The organism is Streptomyces sp. 3-6, assembly GCF_056323165.1.
On record NZ_JBWHZP010000004.1, the window covers coordinates 235,607 to 252,678 of the forward strand.

Below are 17,072 nucleotides of genomic sequence, written 5' to 3' on the forward strand. Positions count from 1 at the left end.
CCTGCGGTAATCCTGTCTGGCAGGCTGCGTTCATGACTGCGCGCGCCTCCGACCGGGCCCGTTACGACCGGGCCACCGCCCACCTCGACGCCCCTCTGGCGATCGTGGACCTGGACGCCTTCGACGCCAACGCCGACGACCTGGTGCGCCGGGCGGGCGGCAAGCCGGTCCGGGTGGCCTCCAAGTCGGTGCGCTGCCGTGCGCTGCTCGAACGGGTGCTGGCCCGGGAGGGGTTCGCGGGCGTCATGTCGTTCACCCTGGCCGAGTCGCTGTGGCTGGCCCGGTCCGGTTTCGACGACGTGCTGCTCGCCTACCCCTCGGCGGACCGGGCCGGTTACGCCGAGCTCACCGCCGACCCGAAACTGGCCTCGGCGGTCACCGTGATGGTGGACGACCCGGCCCAGCTGGACCTCATCGACGCGGCGCGGGCCGGCGGGGGCGAGGTGGTGCGGGTCTGCCTGGAACTCGACACGTCGCTGCGGCTGTTCGGCGGCCGGGTGCGGGTCGGCGCCCGGCGTTCCCCGCTGCACTCCCCCGCGGAGGTCGCCGAGGTGGCGCGGGCGGTCGCGCGGCGCCCCGGGTTCCGGGTGGTCGGCCTGATGGCGTACGAGGGGCACGTCGCCGGGGTCGGTGACGCGGTGGCGGGCCGGCCGCTGCGGTCCCGGGCGGTACGGCTGATGCAGTCCGCGGCCCGGCGGGAGCTGGCCGAGCGGCGCGCGGCGGTGGTGCGGGCGGTGCGGGAGGTCGCCCCGGACGTGGAGTTCGTCAACGGCGGCGGCACCGGCAGCGTGCAGCACACGGCCGCCGAGGACGCGGTCACCGAGGTCGCGGCCGGGTCGGGGCTGTACGTGCCGCGGCTGTTCGACCACTACACGTCGTTCACCGGGCGTCCGGCGGCGCTGTTCGGGCTGCCCGTCGTGCGCCGGCCCGGGGTCGGTGTGGTGACCGTGCTGGGCGGGGGCTATCCGGCGTCGGGCGCGCCCGGCCCCGACCGGCTGCCGGTGCCCCATCTGCCCCAGGGGCTGCGCTACGACCCGCAGGAGGGCGCCGGCGAGGTGCAGACGCCGCTGCTGGGGTCGCCGGCCGACGACCTGCTGATCGGGGACACGGTGTGGTTCCGGCACGCCAAGGCGGGCGAGCTGTGCGAGCGGTTCGACGCGCTGCACCTGGTCCAGGGCGACACCGTGACGGACACCGTGCCCACGTACCGGGGCGAGGGCCGGACGTTCCTGTGAGAGGGCGGGGGGCTGGGCGTTCCTGTGCGGGCGGCTGACCGCATGAGAGGTCAGTCCGCGGGGCCGATGCTGCTGCCCACCCCGCCGCCGGACCCGCCGCCGGCCGAGCGGATGCCGCGGGTGATGCGGTCCATGTCGGCCAGGGGCGGCGCGTCCTCGCCGGCGTCGATGACGTACCGGACGAGGACCGGGGACTCCGTGCCGACGCTGGAGGGGAAGACCATCGACTGCACGTACCCGCCCGGCCCCTCGGCCGTCTTCACGCGCCAGCGCACGAGGTAGCCGGCGCGGCCCGCGACCGCGACGGGGCCGGACTTCACCGTGGTGCGGGACGTGATGCCGCCGTAGGGGCGGTTGCCGATCAGGTCGCGGTCGTAGGCGTCGTCGGCCGCCTCGGAGATGTCCTCCTTGGCGAGCCGCTCGGGGGAGGTCTCGTCGTTGCCGGTCACGGTGCGGGAGATGACGAGGCCGTGGCGGCAGACGCTGCCCTCGCCGGGGCAGTCGTAGGTGCCGTCGGTGGTCATGACGACGTCGTCCTCGGCGATGTGCCGGGGGCGGACCCAGCCGTCGAGCAGCGGGAACGTGATGCCGTTGAGCTGGTCCTCGACGACGGCCGGGGCGTCCCCGGAGGGCTCCGGGCCGGAGGGGGACGCCGACGACGGGGGCCCGCTCGGCGGGGTGGCGGCGGTGGGGCTGGTGGGCCCGGTCCGGACCTCGGTCCGGCCGTCGTCCTCGCGCAGCAGCACCACTCCGGTGACGATCGCCGTGACGAGCACGGCGGCTGCCATGACGACGGCGACCACCTTGGCGCGGCCCCGCCCGCCGGGGCCGCCGGGGGGAGCGCCGGGAGCACCCGTCCCGACCGGGTGCCCCGGGCCGAACGTCCCGGCCGGTCCGGCGGTTCCGCCCACGCCGCCGTGACCACCCGCGCCGCCCGCTCCCGCCGGGCCACCGGGCACCCCGGGCACGCCGTGAGCGCCGTCAGCGCCGTCAGCGCCGTCAGCGCCGTCAGCGCCGGGGATGCCCGGGGGCGACGGCGGCACCGGGCCGCCGGTGGTTCCGGCCGGCCCGAACGTGTCCGCGGGCCCGAATGCGTCCGGCGGTCCGAAGGTGCCCGGAGCCGCCTGCGGACCGGACGCCCCCGCCGTCCCGGGTGTCCCGGCCGCCCCGGGGGTGCGCCGGTGGTCGGTCCAGGCGGTGCCGTCCCACCAGCGTTCCAGGTGCGGGGCGTGCGGGTCGGGGTACCAGCCGGGTGGGGGCGTCAGGCTCATTCCGGCACTGTAGGGCGGCCGGCGGGACGGCGACGACCGGACCCCGGCGGGTGTGACGCACGCCCGCTACAGCGGGGTGACGTACGCGCCCGAGATCCCGCCGTCCACCAGGAAGTCGGTGGCGTTGACGAAGGAGGAGTCGTCGCTGGCGAGGAACGCGACGGCGGCGGCGATCTCCTCGGCCTCGGCGAACCGGCCCAGCGGGATGTGCACCAGGCGGCGGGCGGCGCGTTCCGGGTCCTTGGCGAACAGCTCCCGCAGCAGCGGGGTGTTGACGGGGCCGGGGCACAGGGCGTTGACGCGGATGCCCTCGCGGGCGAACTGCACGCCGAGCTCGCGGGACAGGGCGAGCACGCCGCCCTTGGAGGCGGTGTAGGAGATCTGGCTGGTGGCCGCGCCCATCCGGGCCACGAAGGAGGCGGTGTTGATGATGGAGCCGCGGCCCTGGCGGCGCATGTGGGGGATGGCGGCCTTGCAGCAGAGGTAGACGGAGGTGAGGTTGACCTCCTGGACCCGCTTCCAGGCGTCCAGGCCGGTCTCCAGGATGGAGTCGTCGTCCGGCGGTGAGATGCCGGCGTTGTTGAAGGCCACGTCGACGCTGCCGTAGGTGTCACGGGCGGTCCGGAACAGGGCGTCGACCTGGTCGGGGTCGGTGACGTCCACGGTGACGTGGAGGCCGCCGGTCTCCTCGGCGGTCTCCCTGCCGCTCGCCTGGTCGACGTCGGCGCAGACCACGTGCGCGCCCTCGGAGGCGAGCCGTCGGGCGGCGGCCCGGCCGATACCGCTGCCGGCGCCGGTGACGACGGCGGTGCGGCCGACGAGGCGTCGGCAGATGACTTCTTCGCTCATGTGCGCTCAGGCCTCCGTGCTGATGAAGACGTTCTTGGTCTCGGTGAAGGCGGCCAGCGCGTCCGGGCCCAGTTCGCGCCCGACGCCGGACTGCTTGAAGCCGCCGAAGGGGGTCCAGTAGCGCACGCTGGAGTGGGAGTTGACGGAGAGGTTCCCGGCGCGGACGGCGCGGGAGACGCGCAGGGCGCGGCCGACGTCACGGGTCCAGATCGAGCCGGCGAGGCCGTAGTCGGTGGCGTTGGCCAGGCGGACGGCGTCGTTCTCGTCGTCGAAGGGCAGGACGACGGCGACGGGGCCGAAGACCTCCTCGACGGCCACCCGGGCGTCCGGTGCGACGCCGGTGAGCGCGGTGGGCGGGAACCAGTGGCCGGGGCCGTCGGGGGCCGTGCCGCGGATGCCGTCGAGACCGTCGGGGACGTACCCGCGGACGCGGTCCAGCTGGGCGCGGGAGATGAGCGGGCCCATGTCCACGCTCTCGTCGGCCGGGTCGCCCACCCGCACGGCCTCGATGTGAGGGGCGAGGAGGTCCAGGAACCGGTCGTGCACGGAGCGCTGGACGAGGATGCGGGAGCGGGCGCAGCAGTCCTGTCCGGCGTTGTCGAGGAAGGACAGGGGGGCGGCGGCCGCGGCGGCTTCCAGGTCGGCGTCGGCGAAGACGAGGTTGGGGCTCTTGCCGCCGAGTTCGAGGGTGACGCGCTTGAGGTGGTCCGCGCCCCTGGCCCACACCCGTCTGCCGACGTCGGTCGAGCCGGTGAAGACGATCTTGGCGACGCCGGGGTGCTCGACGAGGGCGTTGCCGGTGACGGGCCCGTGTCCGGGCAGCACCTGGAGCAGGTCCTCGGGAAGTCCCGACTCCAGGGCGAGTCCGGCCAGCCGCAGTGCGGTGAGGGGGGTGGCCTCGGCGGGTTTGAGGAGGACGGCGTTGCCTGCGGCGAGCGCGGGGGCGGTCCCCCAGGCGGCGACGGGCAGGGGGAAGTTCCACGGGGCGATGACGCCGACGACGCCGAGGGGTTCGGGGAAGGTGACGTCGACGCCGCCGGCGACCGGGATCTGCCGGCCCGTCAGGCGCTCCACTCCCCCGGCCGCGTAGTCGAGCAGGTCGCGGACGTTGGCCGCCTCCCAGCGGGCGTTGCCGAGGGTGTGTCCGGCCTCGCGGACCTCCAGCCGGGCCAGTTCCTCGACGTGGGCGTCGACGGTGGCGGCGAACCGGCGCAGCAGCCGGGCCCGGTCGCCGGGCGGGAGGGCGGCCCAGGCGGTCTGGGCGCGGGTGGCGCGCCGCACGGCGGTGTCCACACCGGCGGGGCCGACGGCTTCGACGGTGGCGATCACCTCCTCGGTGGCGGGGTTGGCGACCCGGAGCTCGGTGGAGTCGTGGGACACGGTGTCGGCCTCACATGCGTTCGAAGGAGCGGCGCAGTTCCCAGTCGGTGACCGCGGCGTCGAAGGCGTCCACCTCGACCCGGGCCATGTTCAGGTAGTGGGCGACGACGTCGTCACCGAAGGCGGCCTTGGCGAGGGCGCTGGTCTCCCACAGTTCGGCGGCCTCGCGCAGGGTGGTGGGGACGCGTTCGTGGTCGGCGGTGTAGGCGTTGCCGGTGCAGGGCTCGGGCGGTTCCAGCCGCTGCTCGATGCCGTGCAGTCCGGCGGCGACCATGCCCGCGACGGCGAGGTGGGGGTTGACGTCGCCGCCGGGGAGGCGGTTCTCGAAGCGCAGGGACGGGCCGTGGCCGACCACGCGCAGGGCGCAGGTGCGGTTGTCCCGTCCCCAGGCCACGGCGGTGGGGGCGAAGGAGCCCCGCTGGAACCGCTTGTAGGAGTTGATGTGCGGGGCGAAGAGGAGGGAGAACTCGCGCAGGGCGACCAGTTGGCCGGCCAGGAAGTGGCGCATGACGTCCGACATGGCCTCGGGGTCCTCGGCGGAGGCGGGCATCAGGCTGCGCCCGTCGGCGTCGGCGAGCGAGAGGTGGATGTGGCAGGAGTTGCCCTCGCGCTCGTTGTACTTGGCCATGAAGGTGATCGACACGCCCTCCTGGGCGGCGATCTCCTTGGCGCCGGTCTTGTAGACGGCGTGCTGGTCGCAGGTGACCAGGGCCTCGTCGTAGCGGAAGGTGATCTCGTGCTGGCCGGGGTTGCACTCGCCCTTGGCGGACTCGACGACGAGTCCGGCCCCGGCCATCTCGTTGCGGATACGGCGCAGCAGCGGTTCGATGCGGCCGGTGCCGAGCACCGAGTAGTCGACGTTGTACCGGTTGGCCGGGGTGAGCCCCCGGTAGCCCGCGTCCCAGGCCTGTTCGTAGGTGTCGCGGAAGACGATGAACTCCAGCTCGGTACCGACCAGGGCAGTGTGGCCGAGCGCGGCGAGGCGGTCGAGCTGGCGGCGCAGGATCTGCCGGGGCGCGGCGACGACCGGGGCGCCGTCGGCCCACGCCAGGTCGGCGACGGCCAGGGCGGTGCCCTCGTTCCAGGGCAGGCGGCGCAGCGTGTCCAGGTCGGGGAACATGGCGAAGTCGCCGTATCCCGTCTCCCAGGAGGACATGGCGTAGCCGTCGACGGTGTTCATGTCGGCGTCGACGGCGAGCAGGTAGTTGCAGCCCTCGGTGCCGTGCCGGAGCACCTCGTCGAGGAAGAAGCGGGCGGCGAACCGCTTGCCCTGGAGCCGCCCCTGCATGTCGGGGAAGGCCAGGACGACGGTGTCGATCTCACCGCTCGCGACGAGGGCGCGCAGCTCCTCGACGCCGAGGGGTGGGGTGCGGTCTGCCACGGGGGAGCTCCTTCGGCTGCTTCGGCGGGCCGGGAGCCATAAGGTATGGCCCGGAACCATTGCTTGGGAAGGGGGCGCGACGGCATGCGGGAGGAGTCGGCCGGAACGGTCGGGGACCGCCTGGCGCCGGTGCTGCGGCCGGTGCGCGCGGGCAACGGCTTCGAGGAGGCGCTGGAGCAGATCCTGCAGGTGGTGCGCCTGGGCCTGGTGGCGGGTGGGGAGCGGCTGCCGGCGGAGCGGGAGCTGGCGGAGCGGCTGGGGATCAGCCGGGTGACGTTGCGCGAGGTGCTGAAGGTGCTCCAGGACCAGGGCCTGGTGGAGTCCCGGCGGGGCCGCTACGGCGGCACCTTCGTGCTGCCCCGGCCGACCGACACCGGCGAGGGGGAGCTGCGGCGGCGGATCGCGGGGGTGGACATCGAGGACGTGCTGCGCTTCCGCGAGGTGCTGGAGGTGGGGGCGGCGGGGCTGTGCGCGGCGCACGGGCTGACCGAGGAGCGGGCGGCGCGGTTGCGCGGGGCCCTGGCCGGCACCCGGGACGCCCCGCTGTCCGCGTACCGGCGCCTGGACACGCTGTTCCACCTGACGCTGGCGGAACTGTCCGGCTCGCCGACGCTCACGGCGCAGTACGCGGCCGTGCGGGCCACGGTGAACGACCTGCTGGACTGCATCCCGCTGCTGGTGCGCAACCTGGAGCACTCGCAGGCGCAGCACATCGCGCTGGTCGAGGCGGTGCTGGCGGGGGACGCGGACGGGGCGCGCGAGGTGATGCGCGAGCACTGCGCGGGGACGGCCGCGCTGCTGCGGGGCTTCCTGGCGTGAGAGGGCCGGTGCGGGCCGGTGAGCCCTCGTGCGGGGGCCTGTGGGGGCTGTGCGGGGCCTGTGCGGGGCCTGTGGGAGGGCTGAGGGGACGCGAGGGGTGCGACGCCCCGCGACCCGGCGCTCACCGCGGTGTGACGCGAGGGCTTGCGCTCCCGGCGTCCGCGCCACGAGGGTGTGAGGGCACGACCCACAAAGGTCTGGATCCGCTCCATTCCCCTCGCCTGCCCGTCCCCGCATGGTCTGCTGCTCCGATGGTCTGCCCCAGCACGCTCCCTGGCCGGCGCCGTGCGTCCGTCACCGCGTCCGGGGATCCTCCGGGAGCCCGGAAGAGGAGATCGCGGCACCGGCGGGGGCCGAGGCAGAGTGGTACCGGACGGGACGAGCGCCGAGCGGACCCAGGGGCCGGGCCGGTGCGGGGACGGAAGGACGCAGCATGGCGGACGCGCCGCTGATCGGCATCAGCACGTACGCGGAGCCGGGGGTGCGCTGGGGCGCGTGGCAGCTCGACGCGGCCCTGCTGCCGGCCGGGTACCCGCTGGTGGTCCAGCGGGCGGGCGCACTGGTGGCGATGCTCCCGCCGGACGCGCCCGAGCGGGCGGCGGCGGCCGTCGCCCGCGTCGACGGTCTGGTGATCGCGGGCGGCCCGGACGTCGAGCCGGTCCACTACGGCGCCGAGCCGGACCCGCGCACCGGACCGCCCGCCCGGGCCCGGGACGCCTGGGAGCTCGCGCTGATCCGGGCCGCCCTGGACCGGCGCATCCCGCTGCTGGGCATCTGCCGGGGCATGCAGCTGCTGAACGTCGCCCTCGGCGGCACCCTGGTCCAGCACGTCGACGGACACGCGGGCGCGCCGGGCGCCTTCGGCCGCCACCCGGTGACCCCGGTGCCGGGCACCCGCTACGCCGGGCTGGTGCCGGAGCGGAGTTCCGTCCCGTCCTTCCACCACCAGGCGGTGGACCGCCTCGGCCGGGGCCTGGTCCCGTCGGCCCACGCGGCGGACGGCACCGTGGAGGCGGTCGAACTGCCCGGGCCCGCCTGGGTGCTGGGCGTGCAGTGGCATCCGGAGATGGGCGAGGACCTGCGGGTGCTGCGCGGGCTGACGCGGGCGGCCGCGGAGCGCGTCCCGGCGTGAGCCCCGCGCGGGTCCGCCGCCGCGGGACCGGGGCGCGGGACGGGGCGCAGGTGCCGCGCCGCGGCGGCTCGGTGAAGGACGGGGCGGGTGCCGCGCCACGACGGTCGGTGAGAAACCGTCACGGAGGGGCGCGGGAAACGCCCGGCCACCGCGGCCTCTGCCCCGCTCGACCGCTCACGCCCTCGTCAGGGCGAGCAGGTCCCGGGCCGGACCGGTCGGACGGTGGCCCGTGGGCCAGACGGCGCGGAGGTCCCGGGCGAGGGCCATGCCGTTCACCGGGACCCGGATCAGCCGGCGCAGGGCCAGCTCGTCCCCCACGGCCAGTTCGCTGAGCACCGCCGGTCCGGCGCCGCTCACCGCGGCGGCCTTCACCGCGGTCGTCGAGGACAGTTCGATCAGCGGGCGGGCCAGACCGCCCAGGGCGGCCTCCAGGACCTGCCGGGTCCCCGAGCCCTCCTCGCGGAGGATGAGCGGGGTCGTCGCGAGTTCCGCCGCGGCCAGCGGGGCGCGGCGGCGGGCCCACGGGTGGGACGGAGCGCTCACCACGATCAGCCGGTCGTGGGCGACGACCGCCGACTCCAGCCCCGACGGCACCGTGAGCCCCTCCACGAAGCCCACGTCCGCGTCCCCCGACAGCAGCCGTTCCGCGACCGCCGCCGAGTTGCCCGCGAGCAGGGACACGGCCGTGTCCGGCCGTTCCGCGCGCAGCGCCAGCAGCCAGCCCGGCAGCAGGTACTCGGCGATGGTCATGCTGGCCGCGACGCGCAGGCGGGAGTCGCGCCGGTCGCGCAGCGCCTGCGCCCCGGCGTCGAAGGCCTCGGCCGCCTCCACGATGGGCCGCGCCCAGTCGGTGACCAGGGCGCCGGCGTCGGTGAGCCGGGACCCGCGCGGTGAGCGGTCCACCAGGGCCACGCCGAGCTGCCGTTCCATCGAGCGGATCCGGCTGCTGGCCGCGGGCTGGGTGATGCCCAGTTCGCGGGCCGCCCCGCCGAGGCTGCCGAGCCGTGCCACGGCCAGCAGGAGCTGCAACGCCCCCAGGTCCGGCACCCGGTGGGCCAGCGCGGCCGGAGCGTGCGCGGCGGGGCCGGTGGGGTGGGCGTCGTCCGTCGGGCTCATAAGCCCAGCTTATGCCGCCGCTCGTGGACGGCTCCGGCGGCGGCTCCGGCGGCGGGGCGGGCGGCGGCACGACAGGTTCGGCCCTCCGGCCTGTGCCGCACCGCCACCTGTCGGCCGAGCGCCGCCCGTGGCGCCCCTACTGCCCGTGGCTCCCGTCAGTCCAGCGCCGCCCGCAGCGCGGTGGTGAGGACGGCGGGCGCCTCGGCCAGGGAGGGCCCGTACCACGTCAGGTGCCGGCCGCTGACCGGAGCGCAGGGCAGGCCCGGGAAGGCGTCGGGCCCGTCCTCGGCGGAGAAGCGGTACGGCTCATCGGGCAGCACCACGACGTCCGGGGCCGCCGCGCGCAGCTCGTCCAGCGGGACGCGCGGATAGCGCTCCGGGTGGCCGGCGTGGACGTGGTCGTGGCCGAGGCGGGAGAGCAGGTCGCCCGCGAAGGTGTCCCGGCCGAGGACCATCCAGGGCCGCCGCCAGATCGGGACCACCGCCGTGCGGCGCCGCTCGGGGGCGGGGACGGCGTCCCAGGCCGCCTCGGCCTCGTCCAGCCAGCGCGGGCGCGTGGTCAGTCCGCAGGCCGTGAGCACCCGGTCCAGTTCCGCGACGGCCTGCGGCAGCGTCCGCACCTCGGTGACCAGGACGTCGAGGCCGGCGGCGCGCAGGGCGTCCAGGTCCGGCTCGCGGTTCTCCTCCTCGTTGGCGACGACCAGGTCGGGCGCGAGGGCGACGATGCGCTCCACCTTGGGGTTCTTGGTGCCGCCGATCCGCTCCACGTCCAGCGGCGCCGGATGGGTGCACCAGTCGGTGGCCCCCACCAGGGCGCCGGGGAGGGAGTGCGCCACCGCTTCGGTGAGGGACGGGACGAGGGAGACGATCCGTGGGGTGGTCATGGGCGCTGCTGCCTGTCGTGGAGGGCTTCGATGTGCTCGGCGACGGCGACGACCACAAGACGGGTCTCCGCGACGGTGGCCCGCCAGCGGTGCCGGACGCCCCCCGTCAGGTACAGGGTGTCACCGCGGCCGAGGCGGTAGGCGCGGCCCTCCGCCTCGATCTCCACGGCGCCGTCCGCCACGTACATCAACTGGTCGTTGCGGAACTGGAGTTCGCGTCCGGCGTCGTGGTCTCCGGTGAACTCGGAGGCGTGCATCTGGTGGTGGCCGCGCACCAGGGACCGGGTGCGCGGCACGAGAGGCGGGTCGGTGTCCTCGGCACGGACGACGTCGACGCTGCACGCGGGGTCGGCGGCGGCGAGGAGTTCCACCGCCGTGGTGCGCAGGGCGTCGGCGACCTTCTCCAGGGAACTCTGGCTGGGGCGCGCCCGCTCGTTCTCGATCTGGCTGAGGAACGGCACGGACAGGCCGCTGCGCTCCGCCACGACGGCGAGCGTCAGGTCCAGGGCGCGGCGTCGGCGGCGCACGGCGGCGCCCACCCGCAGGGGCTGTTCTTTGTGGTCGCCCATCGCTCCGGCTCCCTCCTTCGCCGTCGTCCCGTGCCCGGTGCGCCGTCGGTTCCGGCGCACCCCGTCTGCCGAGGTGTCTGCACCCTACGCATGGTCGGCGGAACGATCCACGCGCCTGTCACGTCACCGCCCCGTGCGGCCGGGCCCGACCCGACGGATCGCGCCGGCGGATCGGCGGGCCGCCGGCGTCCCCCGCGCGGGTGCGACGGGGGTGTTCCCGCCATTCTTCCCTGTCCGCGGCGGAAGGTCACGGGGAGGTCCGGGGAGGGCTTCGCGGTCCGTGGTCGTCCGGAATCGTTCCGTGCGGCCGTGCCGGTGGCGCGGGGGTGCCGCGACCGGGCAGTCCTCCCCCGCGGACCCCGCGCGAGGGGTGGGCAGCCCGCGCGAGGTCCGGGGAATGCGCCGGGGTCCGGGGTACGCGCCGGGGGCGGGCCCCGCCGCGCCCCAGAAGGGCACGGTACGGGCCCGCCCCCCGGGGGAGCGGTCGGTGCGGAGGTCAGCCGGGGGTCATCCGGCCCACGATGTCCGGGTGGTCCTCGAGCCAGGCGGCGACGGCCGCCTCCTCGTTGCCCTGGCCCCGGTCCTTGATCTCCTTCTCCAGGGTGCCGAGCTCGTCCTCACTCATCGTGAAGCCCTTGATCCACTTCGTGAGCTGCGGGTACTGCTCGGGGAACTTCTTGCTCGCGATGGTGTGGATGGTGTTGCTCGGACCCCACGCCTTCTTCGGGTCCTTCAGCTTGGTCAGCTCGTACTCGCTGTAGGACCAGTGCGGCGACCAGAGCGTGACCGCGACCGGCTTCTTCTTGGCGTAGGACCGCTTCAGCTCGGCCAGCATGGCCGGCGAGGAGCCGTCGACGACCTCGTACTCCTTGTCGAGGCCGTAGGCGGGCAGGACCTTGTTCTTCAGCAGGTCCATCTGCCCGGTGCCCGGCTCGATGCCGACGATCCGCCCGCCGAACAGGTCGGACTTGCCCTTGAGGTCGGCGAGCGACGTCACGCCCTTGACGTAGGACGGGACGGAGAGCTCCAGGGAGACCGGTTCGTACCACGTCCCGAGGTCGGTGAGCTTGTCCTTGTTCGGTTCGTAGAAGTTCTTCTGCGAGTACGGCAGCCAGGCGTCGAAGTTGAGGTCGAGGTCCCCGGAGGCCAGTCCGGTGTAGACCGGGCCGACGTCCATCTGCTTGAGGTTCAGCGTGTAGCCGCGCCGTTCGAGGACGTTCTTCCACAGGTAGGTGATGGCGACGTCCTCCTCCCAGGGGAACCACGCCACGTCCAGCGTCCGCTTCGCCTCGGCCGGGGTGTCACCGGAGCCGGAGGCGACCGGTGCCAGCTTGTCGACGATGTCCGGGTTGGCCTTCAGCCAGGTCCGGACGGCCTCCTGCTGCTGCCCCTTGCCGGCCTTGTTGATCTCGGCCTCCAGGCCGGTGAGCTCCTCCTCCGTCATGGAGAAGTCGCGCAGCCACTGCCCGACCACCGGGTGGTCGTCGGTGAAGCCCTTGCGGGCCACCGTGTGCACGCCGTCGCCCTTGCCCCAGCTGCCCTTGGGGTCCTTGAGCTTCTTCAGGTCGTAGTCGCTGTAGGCCCAGTGCGGGGACCAGAGGGTGACGAGGACGGGCTCCTTCTTGCTGTAGGCCCGCTTCAGCTCGGCGAGCATCGCCGGCGTGGAGCTGTCGACGACCTCGTACTCCTTCTCGAGGCCGTAGTCACCCATGACCTTGTCCTTCAGCAGGCCCATCATGCCGGCGCTGGACTCGATGCCGGTGATCCTGCCCTTGAAGGTGTCGGCCTCGCCCTTGAGGTCCTCCAGGGAGTCGATGCCGTCCATGTAGGCGGGGACGGCCAGCTCCAGCGTGGTCTCCTCGTACCAGGTGCCGAGGTCCTCCATGCGGTCGCCGTACTTCTTCCAGTACGCCTCGTGCGTGGTGGGCAGCCAGGCGTCGGTCTGGAAGTCCATGGTGCCCTGGGCGAGCGAGGTGTACAGCGGGCCGGCCTCGAACTGCTTGGCCTCGACCTCGAAGCCGCGGCGCTCCAGGATCTCCTTCCACAGGAACGTGGACGCGACGCCCTCGTCCCAGGGGATGTAGCCGATGCTGATCTTCTTGCCGGCGCCGACGTTCTTGGCGTCGGCGGCCGGGGCGGTGCCGCCGCCGCTGCCTCCGAAGATGCTCATGCCGCCGGCCACCAGGGCCAGGACCACGACACCGACCACCGCGACCTGCGGACGCGGACGGTAGGACCAGATCCGCAGTCCGCCCCGGGCGGCCCGGGTGCGGGCGGCGGCCCGGCGGCCCAGCGGGGAGACCTGGGTGCCCAGCGCGCTGGTCATGCGGTCCAGGTAGATCGCCAGGATCACGATCGCGAGGCCCGACTCGGCGCCCAGTCCGATGTTGAGCTGGCCGATGGCCTCGATGACGGCACCGCCGAGGCCGCCGGTGCCGACCATGCCCGCGATGGCGGCCATGGACAGGCCCAGCATGATGACCTGGTTGACGCCCGCCATCACCGTGGGCAGGGCCAGCGGGAGCTGGACGCGCAGCAGGGTGTTGCGGGGCGAGGTGCCGAAGGCCTCGGCGGCCTCGACGAGTTCCTTGTCGACCTGCCGGATGCCCAGCTCGGTCATGCGCACGCCCGGGGCGAGCGCGAAGATCAGGGTGGCGACGATGCCGGGTGCGGAGCCCGTTCCGAAGAACAGGATGGCCGGGATGAGGTAGATCATCGCGGGCAGCGTCTGCATGAAGTCCAGGATCGGCCGCACCGCGGCGCTGACCCGGTCCGAGCGGGCCGCCCAGATGCCCACGGGCACCGCGACGACCAGCGCGATCACGGTGGCGACGACGACCAGGGCCAGCGTCACCATCGAGTCCTCCCACAACTCCATGGAGTCGAGGAAGGCGAAGCCGACGAAGGTGAGGAGGCCGGCGAAGGTGCCGCGCAGCCAGAAGGCGATCACCGCGAAGATGCCGCAGAGGATCAGCGGGTGCGGGGCCTGGAGGACGGCGTTGACACCGTCGTAGGCGCCGGTGAAGACGGCCTTGAAGAAGTCGAACAGCCAGGTGACGTTGTCCAGCAGCCAGTCGACGGTCGTGTTGACCCAGTCGCCGAGCGGGATCCTAGGCACGGGCCATCACCTTGCCCCCCTTGTCGCGCGGGGTGTCGCAGACGCCCGGGGCGGCGGCCTCGTCCCCGAGGAAGCCGATCAGGCGCTGGCGGGGCACGATCCCGACGAGTTCCCGGTCGCCGTCCAGGACGGCCACCGCGTGGGGGACGCGGGCGCTGATCGCGCACAGCTCGTTGAACGGGGTCTCGGGGGTGGCGGTCTCGCAACCGCAGTCGGCCTCGTCGCCGCGGGTGTCGCGCTCCATCACCGCGCCGGTGGTGAGCACGCGCGAGCGGTCGACGTCCTGGGTGAAGGAGGCCACGTAGTCGTTGGCCGGCCGGATCAGGATGTCCTGCGCGGTGCCGATCTGCACGATGCGGCCGTCCCGCATGACGGCGATGCGGTCACCGAGGCGCATGGCCTCGTTGAGGTCGTGGGTGATGAAGACGATCGTCTTCTTCAGCTTCTTCTGCAGCTCGATCAGCTGGTCCTGCATGTCGCGGCGGATCAGCGGGTCCAGCGCGCTGAAGGACTCGTCCATCAGGAGCAGGTCGGCGTCGGTGGCCAGGGCGCGTGCCAGGCCGACGCGCTGCTGCATGCCGCCGGACAGCTCGTCGGGCCAGGACTTCTCCCAGCCGGCCAGGCCACACAGGGCGAGCGCCTCGTCGGCGCGGCGTTCGCGCTCGGCGCGGGGCACGCCCTGCACTTCCAGGCCGTACGCGGCGTTCTCACGGACGCTGCGGTGCGGGAAGAGCGCGAAGTGCTGGAAGACCATGCTGATCTTCCGGGCGCGGACCTGGCGCAGCTCGCGGTCGGACAGGGCGGTGAGGTCCTGGCCGTCGAAGCGCACCTGCCCGGCGGTCGGCTCCAGCAGTCCGTTGAGCATGCGCAGCAGGGTGGACTTCCCGGAACCGGAGAGGCCCATCACGACGAAGATCTCGCCCGGCTCGACGGTGAAGGAGGCGTCGACCACGGCGGCCGTGACGCCCTCGGAGCGCAGTTCCTCCCGGTCGGCCTTGTTCTGGCGCAGCCTCTCGACCGCCTGGTCAGGTCGTCTGCCGAACACCTTGTACAGGTGCTCGGCCTCTAGCCTGGATGACACGCGTACCTCTAGCTCTCGACGGCATGGAAGGGAGCGACACGCGGAACGGAATCAACCCTGCGAAACAGTTGAATCCGGTACCGGCATCGCTCCGGGCCCGCGCCTCCCCGGATTCGCCGGGGCGAAACGCTTTCGTGGCGCGCTTCACAGGGTCCGCGCCCCGCGCAACGCGTTGCACGGAGCGCGGTGTGCGGCGTGCGGCGTGCGGCGTGCGGCGTGCGGCGTGCGGCCGTTCCGTCCGCGTCGCCGGGGCGCTGTCACCGGGCGCTGTCGGCGGGGTGCGGCATGATGCGGTCCGTGACCGGACGACTGATGCTCCTCGACACCGCCTCCCTGTACTTCCGCGCCTACTTCGGCGTCCCCGAGTCCGTCCGCGCCCCGGACGGCACCCCGGTGAACGCCGTGCGGGGCCTGCTCGACTTCATCGACCGCCTCGTCAAGGACCACCGGCCCGACCACCTGGTGGCCTGCATGGACGCCGACTGGCGCCCGCAGTGGCGGGTGGACCTGATCCCCTCCTACAAGGCGCACCGGGTGGCCGAGGAGCGGGAGACGGGCCCGGACGAGGAGGAGGTGCCCGACACCCTCTCCCCGCAGGTCCCGGTGATCGAGGAGGCCCTGGACGCGGTCGGCATCGCCCGCGTCGGCGTCGCCGGGTACGAGGCGGACGACGTCATCGGCACGTTCACCGCCCGGGCCCGGGGGCCGGTGGACATCGTCACCGGCGACCGGGACCTCTACCAGCTGGTCGACGACGCGCGCGGGGTCCGGGTGCTGTACCCGGTCAAGGGGGTCGGCACCCTGCAGATCACCGACGAGGCCGCGCTGCGGGAGAAGTATGGCGTCGGCGGCCAGGGGTACGCGGATCTGGCGCTGCTGCGCGGCGACCCGAGCGACGGACTCCCGGGCGTGCCGGGCATCGGGGAGAAGACGGCCGCCAAGCTCCTCGCGGAGTTCGGCGACCTGGCCGGGATCCTCGCGGCCGTGGACGACCGGAAGGCGAAGCTCACGCCGTCGCAGCGCAAGCGCCTGGACGAGGCGCGGCCGTACCTGGCGGTCGCGCCGAAGGTCGTCCGGGTCGCGGACGACGTGCCGCTCCCGGACGTCGGCACCGAGGTGCCGCGCACCCCGCGCGACCCCGACGGCCTCCGGACGCTGGCGGACCGCTGGGGACTGGGCGGGTCGCTGGAGCGGCTGCTGACGACGCTCGCGCGCTGACGCCGCCGCGGGGCTCCCGCGCCACGGCGGGCGGGGACCGGGTGTCGGCCGCGGCCGCACGGCGCGCCGCGCGGCACGGAGCCCCGGCCCTCCGCCGGCGAAAGGTGTTAACTTAGGTATACCTAACCAGCGGCAGGGAGGCCCCATGGCAGAGCGACCGGTCCGTCGGCAGCGCAGGACGCACACCGCGCAGGTCGTCCGCACCGAGCGTCTGACCCCGGGTATGCAGCGCGTGGTCCTCGGCGGCGACGGCCTGGCCGACTTCGCCGCCGACACCTGCACCGACCACTACGTGAAGGTGCTGTTCCCGGCCGAGGGCGTGACCTACCCGGAGCCCTTCGACGTGGAGCGGATCCGGGCGGAGTTCCCCCGCGAGCAGTGGCCCGTGACCCGGACGTACACCGTGCGGTACTGGGACGCCGTCCAGCGCGAGCTGACCCTGGACTTCGTGGTCCACGGCGACCAGGGGCTGGCCGGCCCGTGGGCGCTGCGCGCCCGGCCGGGCGAGACGGTGCACTTCGTCGGGCCGGGCGGCGCCTACGCCCCGGACCCGGCGGCCGACTGGCATCTGCTGGCCGGCGACGAGAGCGCGCTGCCGGCCATCGCGCGGGCCCTGGAGGCCCTGCCGGCCGGGGCGCGGGCGCACGCGTTCGTGGAGATCGCCGGCCCGCAGGAGGAGCAGAAGATCGACTCCGACGTCGAGGTGGTCTGGCTGCACCGGGGGGAACGCCCCGTCGGCGAGGCCCTGGTGGAGGCCGTGCGCGGGCTGGAGTTCCCCGAGGGCCGGGTGCACGCGTTCGTGCACGGTGAGGCGCACTTCGTGAAGGAGCTGCGGCACCTGCTCCGGGTGGAGCGCGCCATCGCGCGCGAGGACCTGTCGATCTCCGGGTACTGGCGCCGCGGTCACAACGAGGACGGCTGGCAGGCGTCGAAGCCGGAGTGGAACGCGCGGATCGAGGCGGAGCAGGAGCGGGCCCCGGCGTCCGCCTGACCTCCGGGCCGGCCGGCGGTGCCGGCAC

14 protein-coding genes and 1 pseudogene are annotated in these 17,072 nt (G+C 74.1%); 5 read left to right on the top strand and 10 right to left on the bottom strand.

Annotation, left to right across the window (positions count from 1 at the left end):
* Positions 1-32: 32 nt before the first annotated feature.
* On the top strand, positions 33-1,235 hold the full coding sequence (locus AC02VZ_RS08660) for an amino acid deaminase/aldolase (RefSeq protein WP_476475009.1): 1,203 nt from the start codon (positions 33-35) through the stop codon (positions 1,233-1,235).
* 50 nt (positions 1,236-1,285) lie between these two features.
* On the opposite strand, the gene AC02VZ_RS08665 is transcribed toward AC02VZ_RS08660, so the two are convergent.
* From AC02VZ_RS08665 to AC02VZ_RS08685, 5 genes and pseudogenes are all read right to left on the bottom strand, one after another.
* A complete protein-coding gene (locus AC02VZ_RS08665; RefSeq protein WP_476475032.1) occupies positions 1,286-2,146 on the bottom strand; it encodes a DUF2510 domain-containing protein in 861 nt (286 codons plus the stop codon).
* Between the two features lie 261 nt (positions 2,147-2,407).
* Positions 2,408-2,506, bottom strand: a pseudogene (locus tag AC02VZ_RS08670) (DUF2510 domain-containing protein); the annotation flags it as partial.
* Positions 2,507-2,572: 66 nt separating this feature from the next.
* Complete coding sequence (locus AC02VZ_RS08675) at positions 2,573-3,355, bottom strand: 3-oxoacyl-ACP reductase (protein WP_476475010.1); 783 nt, start codon at positions 3,353-3,355, stop codon at positions 2,573-2,575.
* A gap of 6 nt (positions 3,356-3,361) precedes the next feature.
* On the bottom strand, positions 3,362-4,735 hold the full coding sequence (locus tag AC02VZ_RS08680) for an aldehyde dehydrogenase family protein (protein ID WP_476475011.1): 1,374 nt from the start codon (positions 4,733-4,735) through the stop codon (positions 3,362-3,364).
* Positions 4,736-4,745: 10 nt separating this feature from the next.
* Complete coding sequence (locus AC02VZ_RS08685) at positions 4,746-6,116, bottom strand: glutamine synthetase family protein (protein WP_432056075.1); 1,371 nt, start codon at positions 6,114-6,116, stop codon at positions 4,746-4,748.
* 84 nt (positions 6,117-6,200) lie between these two features.
* Here AC02VZ_RS08685 and AC02VZ_RS08690 point away from each other — a divergent pair, with 84 nt between their 5' ends.
* Together AC02VZ_RS08690 and AC02VZ_RS08695 are read left to right on the top strand one after the other, a co-directional pair.
* Entirely contained in the window at positions 6,201-6,935 is a 735-nt protein-coding gene (locus AC02VZ_RS08690; RefSeq protein ID WP_476475012.1) for a FadR/GntR family transcriptional regulator, read from the top strand.
* Between the two features lie 433 nt (positions 6,936-7,368).
* Entirely contained in the window at positions 7,369-8,067 is a 699-nt protein-coding gene (locus tag AC02VZ_RS08695; RefSeq protein WP_432056073.1) for a gamma-glutamyl-gamma-aminobutyrate hydrolase family protein, read from the top strand.
* Positions 8,068-8,241: 174 nt separating this feature from the next.
* Here AC02VZ_RS08695 and AC02VZ_RS08700 read toward each other — a convergent pair whose 3' ends face one another.
* From AC02VZ_RS08700 to AC02VZ_RS08720, 5 genes are all read right to left on the bottom strand, one after another.
* Positions 8,242-9,183, bottom strand: coding sequence for a LysR family transcriptional regulator (locus AC02VZ_RS08700; protein ID WP_476475013.1), 942 nt, complete (start codon positions 9,181-9,183; stop codon positions 8,242-8,244).
* 155 nt (positions 9,184-9,338) lie between these two features.
* On the bottom strand, positions 9,339-10,067 hold the full coding sequence (locus AC02VZ_RS08705) for a helical backbone metal receptor (RefSeq protein ID WP_476475014.1): 729 nt from the start codon (positions 10,065-10,067) through the stop codon (positions 9,339-9,341).
* The gene (locus AC02VZ_RS08710) at positions 10,064-10,636 is read right to left on the bottom strand and encodes a helix-turn-helix domain-containing protein (RefSeq protein WP_432056070.1); all 573 of its coding nucleotides are present in this window, start codon (positions 10,634-10,636) and stop codon (positions 10,064-10,066) included. The genes AC02VZ_RS08705 and AC02VZ_RS08710 overlap by 4 nt, the downstream gene beginning before the upstream one ends.
* 496 nt (positions 10,637-11,132) lie before the next feature.
* Positions 11,133-13,754, bottom strand: coding sequence for an ABC transporter permease/substrate binding protein (locus AC02VZ_RS08715; protein ID WP_476475015.1), 2,622 nt, complete (start codon positions 13,752-13,754; stop codon positions 11,133-11,135).
* A complete protein-coding gene (locus AC02VZ_RS08720; protein WP_432056068.1) occupies positions 13,747-14,835 on the bottom strand; it encodes a quaternary amine ABC transporter ATP-binding protein in 1,089 nt (362 codons plus the stop codon). The genes AC02VZ_RS08715 and AC02VZ_RS08720 overlap by 8 nt, the downstream gene beginning before the upstream one ends.
* Positions 14,836-15,123: 288 nt before the next feature.
* Between AC02VZ_RS08720 and AC02VZ_RS08725 the strand changes: the two genes are divergently transcribed.
* Positions 15,124-16,053 (top strand): 5'-3' exonuclease, encoded by a 930-nt coding sequence (locus tag AC02VZ_RS08725; protein WP_476475033.1) that lies wholly within the window; start codon positions 15,124-15,126, stop codon positions 16,051-16,053.
* A gap of 145 nt (positions 16,054-16,198) precedes the next feature.
* Positions 16,199-17,044, top strand: coding sequence for a siderophore-interacting protein (locus AC02VZ_RS08730; RefSeq protein ID WP_476475016.1), 846 nt, complete (start codon positions 16,199-16,201; stop codon positions 17,042-17,044).
* Positions 17,045-17,072: the final 28 nt, after the last annotated feature.